Below are 11,013 nucleotides of genomic sequence, written 5' to 3'. Positions count from 1 at the left end.
TTTGTGAAAATAAAAACTAAAATTATTCATTATTTGGGGGATATGGAAAATGAAGAAATCTATTTTACCAATTTTAATGGCTGCAATGTTTGTAGTTCCTACAGTTTCTCATGCAGAAGAAAATGTAGTTGTTCAGAATCATACATATGCAATTGAGCAAGGTGAAGAAAATGGGGCTATGGTTCCACATTGGTCAAAATATGGAGGTTCTTGGTATTACTTTAATGAAGATGGTAATACAGCTAAAGATTGGAAAAAGATCGACGGCACTTGGTATTTCTTTGGTAAAGATGGAATTATGGTTACAGACTTGAAAACTATTAATAAAAAAACATATTATTTTAATGATAATGGAGCTATGATGACAGGTTGGAAACAATTTAATGGACCTGTGTCTTATAACGGAAAATGGCGTTATTTTAATGAAGATGGCTCCATGGTTAAAGATTGGAAAAATATTAAAGGCACTTGGTATTACTTCGATGAAGAAGGATTCATGGCCACAGGTAAAAAAACGATTATAGGACAAACATTTTACTTTAATGATAATGGCAGCATGGTGACAGGTTGGAAACACTTTGGTGGTTCCGACGGATGGCATTACTACAATGAAGATGGTTCCATGGCTATAGGGGAAAAATTGATTAATGATAAAGGGTATTATTTTAATGATAATGGGACTATGGTGACAGGTTGGCGTGAGATTACTAGTGGGCCCTATAAAGGCACTTGGTATTACTATAATGAAGATGGTTCCATGGCTACAGCATGGAAAAATATAAAAGGGACTTGGTATTTCTTTTATGGAGATGGGACTATGGCTACAGGTTGGTTACCAGCAGGCGATACTTGGTACTATCTAAATGCAAATGGTTCTATGGCTACTGGCTGGTTAAAAGAAGGATCTACTTGGTATTATCTAAATACAAATGGTTCTATGGCTACTGGCTGGTTAAAAGAAGGATCTACTTGGTATTATCTAAATACAAATGGTTCTGTGGCTACTGGCTGGTTAAAAGAAGGATCTACTTGGTATTATCTAAATACAAATGGTTCCATGGCTACTAGCTACCTGTTCATTGATGGAAAGTGGTATCACTTTGCAGATAATGGCGTTATGATCTAAGTGAATTTCAATGGGTAGAGATTTACATCTCCTACCTATTGAAAAGTATCCCTAGACCTGTTCCCTCTATTCTTTAGGGAACAGGTCATTTTTGTTTTCTTGAACTCACACACAATTATAGTGATGAATGTAGTTTAGTACGATCTTTTGCAATAATTTATTTCCTCAATCTCTCAATAAAGTCATGTAATTTATCAAGCGAAGTCATATTCTGATTACATGCTATACTATCTTTACAAATATAGTTTCCTTTTTTAACAAAAGTACCTGGTACATCACCTTTTATTTCAACTAAAAACAGACCTACTTCTTCGTGACCATGACACAATGAACAAATACTCTTTTTATTTATACTTTGAAATGTTCCCTGTAGGCCAACAAACTTATTTCCGTTCTTTGCTATAATAAACTTTCTGCCCGTTCCTTTATCAATCCAACCTAAATACGACATTTCTTTCATATTTATTTCTTCTATTTCAGGAAGCTTCAATTTTTTAGCTTTAGGAAATATTTTTTTTAACGCTTGTGGTGTAATTTCCTGAAACGGAATAACATATGGATTTAACTGAAGTAAAAACGCTTCTGCCTTCTCTCTATTTTCAACTGCCAAAATCGTATCGATTATTTTTTTTTGTTCATCAGTAAGATTTTCAAAAACATGTAACACTTTTTCTATTGCAAGAGACTTCAGCGCAGCAATAACACCTCTATCGTTTGCTGTTGCGTGTCCATGCGCTAGAATATGAGTTTGTGATTTTATAAAATTATATTGATCACTTCTAATAAATGCTTCCATTATTATCACTCCATACAAATTGTTGATCTCTTTTTATTGTATACAATACACTTATTTTATAAAATGTCGAAAACGATTCATAAACAAAGTATACACAAAAAGCACTGATTATTTCTAATTGAATAATCAGTGTTTTTCATTATTATTTTGAATACACGATTTTTTTTATCGTTTCCGTAGAAAGAAAGTATTCCTCTGCTAATTGATGAATGGTAGTTCCACTTTTAAAAGCATGTTTAATGTCTCTATTCCGTGCATCAAGTTGCTTTCTTCCGCCAGATCGTGTACCCCATTTATAATGTTTAGTTTCTTGTTTTGGAATGTAAATTGTTTCACCTTGTACATACTTTTGAATTTCTGCAATTAAGTTTTCTGGTAAAACAGTCGCTGCCTTTACGTATTTCATTTCTGCTCGCCCCTTATTTTTTATGGTTCATTTCAATAAGGTGCAAAGCCAAATATAAAAGAAATGATACGAGCTCATTTTGGCGATTGAATACTACTTGTCTACCTCACGCAAAGTATCGCCATTTCCATACTTGGCTTTGCATGAGACGCTGCAGTGTCTGGCAATTGTATTGTAATCGCCATATCAACACCTCCTAATATACCTTTTGATTCAACTTTATTATATGATAAATTTTCCTCACTTGCATCCCACTACTTTTTAAAATTAAAAATAATGTGAGGGCGCTTTATGAACAAAAGAATCATTACATCATTGATTATACTAACCACTCTTCTCTTCCTACTCTTTGGAACTTATAAATTAATGAATTCACGAACGTATCAACTATTTGGTAAATTAACAAATCGGGTAGAAACAAATCAAAAAGTCGTCGCCCTAACCTTTGATGATGCTCCTACAAAAAATGTAGAACCTGAATCTATCATTTTATTACATTCCATGTATGACGATTCTAATAATGCCTTAAAGACCATTGAAAGCATTTTAGATTCTTTATCTAAAAAAGGCTATCAATTTGTTACAGTAAACGAATTACAGAAAAGATAATTCTATAATTAAAAGGCTCTAGCATAACGTTATGCTAGAGCCTTTTGTACTTTAAATCACTCCAATTACATTTAAAAATACGATAATAATTGCAATTGGTGCGATATAGCGAAGTAAGAATAACCATAATACAAATAATTTATAGCCTTTATTTTTACTGACACCCAGTTCTTTCATTAATACATCTTTCTTCATTTTTAATGGCACGAAAATTGCAACTAATAATACACCAAGCGGCATAAGAACGTTACTTACTGCAAAGTCTGCTAAATCAAACACTGTTTTTCCAAAAAGCTTCACATCACTTAATACACCATATGATAGTGCCGATGGAATTCCAACAACAAAGATTAGTAATCCAACAATCAATGCCATTTTTTCACGTTTTCCCTTTCCTTTTTTTGTTAAGGAAGCAACACTAATCTCTAACATAGAAATTGCAGATGTTACAGTAGCAAAAAAGAATAGTAATAAGAAAATAATGAAAAATAGTTTTCCAAATGCCATTTTACTGAAGATAGCCGGTAATACAATAAATAGTAATCCCGGTCCTTGAGATGGCTCCATTCCAAATGCAAATACAACCGGGAAAATTGCAAGTCCCGCAAGTAATGTAATAACAAGTGTTAAACCAACAATAGAAAATGCTGAACGCGGTAAATTTTCTTCTTTCGGCAAGTACGAGCTATACGTTACCATTACTGCCACACCGACAGATAATGAGAAGAACGATTGCCCCATCGCATATAAAACAATCTCAGACGTTACATGCGAAAAATCAGGTTGTAAGAAGAAACGTACCCCTTCTCCCGCTCCATCTAATGTAAGCGCACGAACAATTAACACAAAGAACAAAACGAATAGTGCTGGCATAAAGTATTTATTTACTTTTTCAACACCATTTTGCACGCCTTTACTCACGATAAAAATAGTAATAAGAATAAATAATAGCTGTGATCCAACTGCTAAATATGGATTGGAAATGATTTCACCAAATGTTGCTTCGTATGCACCATTTCCTTCCCATAGTCTACCTGTAATTGCATTCCATAAATATAATAAAATCCAACCTCCTACAACACTGTAGAAAGAAAGCAATATGAAACATGTTACAATCCCTAACTTACCAACCCACGGCCATAATGTTTTAGGAGCGATCTCTCTATACGCATCAACAGCCTCTTTTTGCGTACTTCTTCCGATTGAAAATTCTGCCAATAATAAAGGTAAACCAATCAGTAAAGTAAAACCAATGAATATTAGAAAGAAGGCACCGCCCCCTCCAATACCGGCCATATACGGAAACTTCCAAATTGCGCCAAGGCCAATTGCTGAACCTGCTGCAGCTAAAACGAAACCTAATTTCGATGTCCATTGCTGTGAATTCATCTTTCTATCTCCTCTCTTCTTCTATTTTTTCTTGTTATTACATTTCATACTTACTTGTATTGTTCTATCCTCTTCCCTTTCTAATACAACCACTTCCCTTCAGAAACAAAAAATCGCCCCTACAGTAACGTAGGGACGATAAAAATATCGCGGTACCACCCTAGTTGTGAAAAATACTAAGAAACTGCCGAAATAAAAAAAGCCCCTACGAAAACGTAGGGACGATAAAATATCGCGGTACCACCCTAGTTATGAAGATACAACTAAAATAACCCCTAAATAAAAAACGTCCCTACGCAAAAACGTAGGGACGATATATATCGCGGTACCACCCTAGTTGTGAAAAAATTCTTCACCACTTTATTTGATAACGGTATATACTACCGTCTTTCATTTCCTCACAATGTGAGATTTATGAAAGATGCTCCAGGACGAACTTCATGAATAATCTATATACTGATTCGCACCAACCATCAGCTCTCTGTCATAGGGAGATTTTCACTACTTTACCCTTTCATTGCCCAACTATATGTTTTCCGAATTGATTACTATCATTTTTATCATACAATAAAAAGAGTGTCAACTGATTTTTTTGAATTTTTATGTATTAATTTGCTATTTGTTGCTATAAAAATTCAAAATATGACTTTTTGATGAATACTATTGCACGACTTATGGTTTATGCTTTATAAAATCCACTGACAGGTTTATAGTAGTATAGGATGATTGTAACAGAGCACGAGTAGGAGGAAAGGTTTTGTCTACTTCAAAAGTTTTAAAAGGTACAGCTTTACTAAGCGGTGCCACAATGATTTCGCGTATTTTAGGCTTTATATACTTCTTCCCCTTTCAACTATTAGTTGGTGAACAAGGGGTTGCTTTATATGCGTATGCATATTCTTGGTATGGCATCTTGCTTAGCTTTTCAACAGCCGGCATTCCAATTGCTGTGTCGAAATTTGTTGCTAAATATAATGCATTAGGTGACTATAACACAAGTAAGAAACTGTATAATTCTAGTGTGAAAATCATGCTACTTATGGGTTTCGCTGGATTTTTAATCTTATTTATCGGAGCACCTTACGTATCGCAGTTTATTATTCGTTCCAAAACACCTGATCCGGGGTTTATCGCTGATGTAACACTTACAATGCGAGCATTAAGTTTTGCGCTCATTATTGTTCCAGCAATGAGTGTAACACGTGGATACTTCCAAGGATTCCAACATATGAAGCCAAGTGCTGTTTCTCAAGTTGTGGAACAAATTGCACGTGTCATTTTCATTTTAGTAGGTAGTTTTATCGTTTCAAAATTACTAGGTGGTTCCGTTGCGTCTTCTGTTGCAGTCGCTACATTCGGAGCTGTTATTGGAGCAATTGCCAGCGTTTCAATTTTAATCATGTATTGGAAAAAATATAATCATTTAAAACCACCTGCAGGCGAACTAAAAACAAGGGCTTCAAACATTTCATTAAAAAGCATTTATATGGAGCTACTTCGTTACGCAATCCCTATTGTTTTTGTAGGGATCGCTATTCCACTTTATACTTTAGTGGATCAATATACAGTTGCTGATGCACTAAGAGCAATTGGAACACCGCTTGAAACTGCGAATGCGATTTTCGCTTATATAACGAACTATGCTCAAAAATTAATTATGATTCCCGCTTCGCTCGCAACTGGATTTTCACTTACGATTATTCCAGCGATAACAAAATCATTTACAAGCGGGAAACTAGAAGAATTACAAGAACAAATTACAAAGATTTTCCAATTATTGTTATTCTTCACAATCCCTGCTGCATTTGGACTCGCTAGCATCGCATATGATGCATTCCGCATGGTATATATGAGTCCTGATACCGCTTTAGGCGGGTCTCAATATTTAATTTCTTATGCACCATCAGCAGTATTAAGTGCGATTTTCACTGTTTCAGCAGCCATTTTACAAGGCATTGATTATCAGCGAAAAACAATGATTGCATTCTCAGTTGGTATTCTCGTAAAAATCTTAGTGAATACGCCACTTCTATATCTATTAGGTGGGCATGGAGCAGTACTTGGAACAATTCTTGGATATCTCGTTTCTGATATCATTATGCTATATTGCATCGTCAAATTTGCAAATTTTGATATTGCAGAAACAGCTAAAACAGTATTTCTTATTACAATTTACTCCGCAGCAATGTCCGCTGTCGTAATAGGATTAAAAGCGATTATCGGATGGTTGATCCCTGGACAACCTTATATCGAATCATTGCTAATCGTTATTATTTGCGGCGTGGTTGGAGGAATTGTCTATCTTACTTTCGTATTAACAAGTGGCCTAGCATCACATATTCTTGGTGATCGAATTGGTCGTTTACCTATATTAAAAAAATTAGTAAAATAAAACAAAGAAGAGATTGTATATGATACATACAATCTCTTCTTTGTTATGTTTCTTATTCAAACAATCCCATACTTAAATAACGCTCTCCCGTATCAGGTGCAATACATAACACTTTCTTACCAGCACCTAATTGTTTTGCTATCGTGATTGCAGCATAGACCGAGGCACCTGAAGATGGTCCTACTAATATTCCCTCTTGTTTTGCTAGATTTCTCATTGTACTAAGCGCTTCTTCATCCGCAATTTGAATAATTTCATTATATATTTCCGTATTTAAGTTTTTCGGAATAAACCCTGGGCTTGTTCCAACTAGTTTATGAGGACCCGGCACACCACCAGATAAAACAGGAGATCCTTTCGGTTCAACTACTGCAATATATAAATTTGGTAGTTTTTCTTTCAATATTTCTCCTGTGCCAGTAATGGTTCCACCAGTTCCAGCAGTTGCTACAAATGCATCTAGCTTTCCATCCATTTGTTCATAAATTTCAAGAGCTGTTGTATAGCGATGAATATTCGGGTTTGCTGGATTTTCAAACTGCTGCGGAATAAAGCTATTTGATATTTGTTTTTGTAATTCTACCGCCTTCGCAATTGCTCCTGGCATTCTTTGTTCTGCGGGTGTCAAAACAACTTCAGCCCCATATGCCTTAAGCAAGTTAATCCGTTCTTTTGACATATTATCTGGCATAATTAAAATCGCTTTGTATCCTTTAGCAGCTGCGTTCATCGCTAAACCAATCCCTGTATTTCCACTTGTTGGTTCAATAATCGTATCACCTGGCTTAATGAGCCCTTGCTCTTCCGCCATATGAATTAAATTATACGCCGCTCGGTCTTTCACACTACGAGATGGATTAAACATTTCCAATTTCACATACACATCTGCCGCATCTTCTGGAACGAATCGCGATAACCGTAAGACAGGTGTATCTCCAATTAATTCTGTAACATTTTGAGATAGTTTCATAGCGCATCCCCTATTCTATCGTGTTTTTCGATCGCTTGGTAGTAACCATGACGTAAGTCCAATTAATGGTAAACAACTACATAATACCATAATAAATTGCAGACTATACACGTCTGCTAATTTCCCAAGAACAACGGCACCTAATGCTCCAAGGCCAAACGCAAGACCGACAATTAATCCTGACACCATTCCAACTTTTCCCGGAACGAGCTCCTGCGCATACACAACAATAACACTAAAGCTACTGGAACTAATAAAACCTATACATAAAAATAACGGCACAACCCACGCTAGAGAAACATGTGGTAATAAAAGTGCAAGCGGCGCAGAACCTAGCATTGAAAATACGATAATATTTTTCTTACCAAATCGATCTGCTAATGGCCCACCAAAGAATGTACCCAGTACCCCAGCAATCATAAAAGCAAATACAAAGTACTGTGCATTTTTAATAGACACACCATAATGCTCGATTAAATAAAACTGATAGAAGTTCCCAATGCCAGCTCCATACCAAGAACGAACAAAGGTTAAGAAAACAAGAAGAACAATTACAAACTTAATATGCTTACTAACAATTGCATTCTCCGCCTCAAGTGCAGCTCGTTTCTTTCTTCGCATCGCACCATTTACTAACTCATTTTTGTACCAATTTGAAACAAAAATTAATAACACAATACCTACCGCTGCAAAAGCCGTGAATCCAAGTGATCCAACTTGCCCAAGCGGAACAAAAATTAGCGCTGTAAAAATTGGTGCAAGAGAATTCCCTGTATTTCCTCCTACTTGATAAATTGACTGCGCTAACCCTCGCTTTGCACCAGCTGCCATATAAGCAACACGTGCGCCTTCAGGATGAAAGACTGCTGATCCTAATCCGATAAATAAAACTGAAATAATAACGATAATAAAGTTTGGTGCGAACGCAAGTCCAATCATCCCAAGCATACTCGAAAACATACCGAGCGGTAATAAAAATGGAGATGGTTTCTTATCTGAATACATCCCAAACACCGGCTGCATAATCGATGACGTCATATTTAACGCGAATGCAATCCATCCTACCTGCATATAGGACAAATTCATCGACTTTTCCAAAATAGGAAACAGTGCCGGTACAACAGCTTGCATCGAGTCATTTAAAAAATGACCGAAACTAATCGCAAATAAAATACGATATATCGTTGGTGAAGCTATTTTATTTTCCTTTGAAACTGCCTGCATAATTCACTCTCTCCTTCCCTAAAAAACAGAAAATGTAACTAATTAACATTACACTTACTGTAATAATTTCTGATTTTTAAAACATTTTCTATTCTATACTGGTTTTATTTCTTTTTCCAGCAACACAACTTCGATTTCATCTATATACATAAAATCATTAAATTTATATATTTTTATAAAATTGAATGGAAGAAGTTTTCTTTAGATTATTTTATATCAGCAAAGATGAAGAAAGAGACAAACAAGAGTGTTGCACTCTTACTTCCATGATCAGTAGTTCTATCCGCATGTTAGCAAAAACAAAAGACAACACCTAGCTCAAAAAAAGTACATCACTCCATTAGTCGTGATGTACTTTTTTCTAATCAACTTTAATTATAATTCTCGTTTTTCTTTTAAAAGTTTTTGAAATTCTATTTCTAATTCTTCGGACGGTTCAATACTTAAGCGACTTAGCACTTCCGATATTTTTGTTTCAAGTAAAAGAAGCTTATCTTCTTTCGTATCTCGCGTCTTTTCCACTTGATTGAGTTTATATTGCTGATAATTCCCTTCAAATAATTCAATCTTTTGATTGCGGATTGTTAAAATTCGCGTAGCAATATTTTCGATAAACCGGCGATCATGCGAGACAAAGATTACACTTCCTTCATATTCTTTTAGAAGAGACTCTAACGCTTCAACAGCTTCCATATCAAGAAAGTTCGTCGGCTCATCTAACACTAAAGTATTAATATCACTTAAAAATAGCTTTGTCAGCGCTACTTTCACTCGCTCACCACCACTTAAAACCCCTACCGGCTTATAAACATCATCTCTGAAAAAATGCATTCTCGCAAGAACCGTTCGAATCAGTGTTTCATCCTGTTTTGAATAGAGTTGGACATTTTCGATAATTGATTTCTCCGTATCTAATATGTTTAAGTTTTGACTAAAATAGCCAATTTTAACAGCTGGTGAAAGCTTAATACCATACTCTTGGTTCATGATTTTTTTGACAAATGTCGTTTTCCCACTTCCATTTGAACCGATAATCGCTAATTTATCACCGCCCCGAATGTGAAAACTTGTTTTGCTCCAAAGCACACGTTCCCCAACTTTACCTGTTACACCATCTACACGAAGAATAATCCGGTTTTTAAACGTTTCTGCATTTGGCAAATTCATCTTAATTGGTGAGAGCCCCTTTACTTTTTCTACCTTTTCAAGTTTTTCTAATCTCGTTTCGATGGCCGTTGCTGTTTTTTGTAGCTTCTTTTGCTTTTTGGCAAAGTATGGCTTTGCTCCTGTAATTCTCGCTTCGGATTTACTTACCTTTTTTGGCGCCTTTGTTGCTCTTTCAGCTTTTTTCTCTTTTAACTTTAACGCTTCTTCCAACTGCTTTTTCTTTTTCTCATACTTTTCATACGCTAATTGTTCTTGATTTAGCTCTATTTCTTTTTGTTTTACATAATCACTATAGTTGCCTGTATACTCTTTTATTTTCCCTTCATTCAATTCCCATATCGTTGTACAAAGAGCATCTAAAAATGCACGGTCATGCGAAATAATGATAAATGCCCCTTGCCAACTTTTTAACTTTTTCTCCAACCATTCGATATGTTCTGTATCAAGATTTGTAGTCGGTTCATCTGCAAGTAAAAGCTCGGCATCTTTCATAAGAGCTTTTTGGACATATTCTTGCGTCACTTCCCCACCACTTTTTGTTGTATCTGTTCGTTTAAGCTGCGGCAAAAGCTCACACCTAGTACGTTGAATAACATTTCCTTCTTCTGGAGAAATTTTTCCAGCCAACATTTGAAATAACGTCGTTTTCCCGCTTCCATTTCTACCAACTAACCCAATTCGAGCATTTTGATGAATTTGCAATTGGTCCACATCTAGTAATAAACGATCCTGTACATAGTACTTTATATGATTAGCTTCTAATAAAAACATAGTAACATCCCCTTTTATCCAGTTTAGGAGACAAAAAAATGCCCCCTATATCCATTCAGAATAGGAGGCATAATTATATATAGGTGTACACCAAAAGAGACTATCCCTTTTAGATCCAACTATACAAAACCAATCCTATTCTGAAAAACGCAAATTAAAGGCA

Annotated in this window: 9 protein-coding genes and 1 other annotated feature; of the genes, 3 read left to right on the top strand and 6 right to left on the bottom strand. The window is 35.4% G+C overall.

Annotation, left to right across the window (positions count from 1 at the left end):
* The first annotated feature begins 49 nt into the window (after positions 1-49).
* Positions 50-1,126, top strand: coding sequence for an N-acetylmuramoyl-L-alanine amidase family protein (locus BPMYX0001_RS08060; protein ID WP_006094453.1), 1,077 nt, complete (start codon positions 50-52; stop codon positions 1,124-1,126).
* A gap of 157 nt (positions 1,127-1,283) precedes the next feature.
* Here BPMYX0001_RS08060 and BPMYX0001_RS08055 read toward each other — a convergent pair whose 3' ends face one another.
* Both BPMYX0001_RS08055 and BPMYX0001_RS08050 read right to left on the bottom strand, forming a co-directional pair.
* The gene (locus BPMYX0001_RS08055; RefSeq protein ID WP_006094452.1) at positions 1,284-1,922 is read right to left on the bottom strand and encodes a FusB/FusC family EF-G-binding protein; all 639 of its coding nucleotides are present in this window, start codon (positions 1,920-1,922) and stop codon (positions 1,284-1,286) included.
* Positions 1,923-2,064: 142 nt separating this feature from the next.
* Positions 2,065-2,328 carry a CD3324 family protein gene (locus BPMYX0001_RS08050; RefSeq protein WP_003203805.1) on the bottom strand — a complete coding sequence of 88 codons (264 nt, stop codon included), beginning with the start codon at positions 2,326-2,328 and terminating at the stop codon, positions 2,065-2,067.
* 291 nt (positions 2,329-2,619) lie between these two features.
* Between BPMYX0001_RS08050 and BPMYX0001_RS08045 the strand changes: the two genes are divergently transcribed.
* Positions 2,620-2,937 carry a polysaccharide deacetylase family protein gene (locus BPMYX0001_RS08045; protein ID WP_078211535.1) on the top strand — a complete coding sequence of 106 codons (318 nt, stop codon included), beginning with the start codon at positions 2,620-2,622 and terminating at the stop codon, positions 2,935-2,937.
* Between the two features lie 51 nt (positions 2,938-2,988).
* Here the strand turns inward: BPMYX0001_RS08045 and BPMYX0001_RS08040 are convergent, their stop codons facing one another.
* Positions 2,989-4,326, bottom strand: a complete 1,338-nt coding sequence (locus BPMYX0001_RS08040; protein ID WP_003203801.1) for a sodium-dependent transporter — start codon at positions 4,324-4,326, stop codon at positions 2,989-2,991.
* Between the two features lie 303 nt (positions 4,327-4,629).
* Positions 4,630-4,853 (bottom strand) — a binding site (T-box leader).
* A 230-nt stretch (positions 4,854-5,083) separates the two neighbouring features.
* Between BPMYX0001_RS08040 and BPMYX0001_RS08035 the strand changes: the two genes are divergently transcribed.
* Positions 5,084-6,718, top strand: a complete 1,635-nt coding sequence (locus tag BPMYX0001_RS08035) for a putative polysaccharide biosynthesis protein (protein ID WP_006094450.1) — start codon at positions 5,084-5,086, stop codon at positions 6,716-6,718.
* Between the two features lie 52 nt (positions 6,719-6,770).
* Here BPMYX0001_RS08035 and cysK read toward each other — a convergent pair whose 3' ends face one another.
* The 3 genes from cysK to BPMYX0001_RS08020 all read right to left on the bottom strand — a co-directional run bounded on the left by cysK (position 6,771) and on the right by BPMYX0001_RS08020 (position 10,850).
* Positions 6,771-7,688, bottom strand: a complete 918-nt coding sequence (cysK, locus tag BPMYX0001_RS08030) for a cysteine synthase A (RefSeq protein WP_006094449.1) — start codon at positions 7,686-7,688, stop codon at positions 6,771-6,773.
* Between the two features lie 15 nt (positions 7,689-7,703).
* Positions 7,704-8,912 carry an MFS transporter gene (locus BPMYX0001_RS08025; protein WP_006094448.1) on the bottom strand — a complete coding sequence of 403 codons (1,209 nt, stop codon included), beginning with the start codon at positions 8,910-8,912 and terminating at the stop codon, positions 7,704-7,706.
* 375 nt (positions 8,913-9,287) lie between these two features.
* The gene (locus BPMYX0001_RS08020) at positions 9,288-10,850 is read right to left on the bottom strand and encodes a Vga family ABC-F type ribosomal protection protein (protein WP_006094447.1); all 1,563 of its coding nucleotides are present in this window, start codon (positions 10,848-10,850) and stop codon (positions 9,288-9,290) included.
* Positions 10,851-11,013 lie beyond the last annotated feature (163 nt).

The organism is Bacillus pseudomycoides DSM 12442 (genome assembly GCF_000161455.1).
GTDB classification, from domain to species: Bacteria; Bacillota; Bacilli; order Bacillales; family Bacillaceae_G; genus Bacillus_A; species Bacillus_A pseudomycoides.
Note: the sequence above shows the minus strand (reverse complement) of the source record. Positions and strands in the feature narration are given on the sequence as shown.

Bases quoted from the DNA above. Each gene is read 5' to 3' on its own strand.
- BPMYX0001_RS08060 (WP_006094453.1), top strand. From the start codon at position 50: ATGAAGAAATCTATTTTACCAATTTTAATGGCTGCAATGTTTGTAGTT.
- BPMYX0001_RS08055 (WP_006094452.1), bottom strand. From the start codon at position 1,922: ATGGAAGCATTTATTAGAAGTGATCAATATAATTTTATAAAATCACAA.
- BPMYX0001_RS08050 (WP_003203805.1), bottom strand. From the start codon at position 2,328: ATGAAATACGTAAAGGCAGCGACTGTTTTACCAGAAAACTTAATTGCA.
- BPMYX0001_RS08045 (WP_078211535.1), top strand. From the start codon at position 2,620: ATGAACAAAAGAATCATTACATCATTGATTATACTAACCACTCTTCTC.
- BPMYX0001_RS08040 (WP_003203801.1), bottom strand. From the start codon at position 4,326: ATGAATTCACAGCAATGGACATCGAAATTAGGTTTCGTTTTAGCTGCA.
- cysK (WP_006094449.1), bottom strand. From the start codon at position 7,688: ATGAAACTATCTCAAAATGTTACAGAATTAATTGGAGATACACCTGTC.
- BPMYX0001_RS08025 (WP_006094448.1), bottom strand. From the start codon at position 8,912: ATGCAGGCAGTTTCAAAGGAAAATAAAATAGCTTCACCAACGATATAT.
- BPMYX0001_RS08020 (WP_006094447.1), bottom strand. From the start codon at position 10,850: ATGTTTTTATTAGAAGCTAATCATATAAAGTACTATGTACAGGATCGT.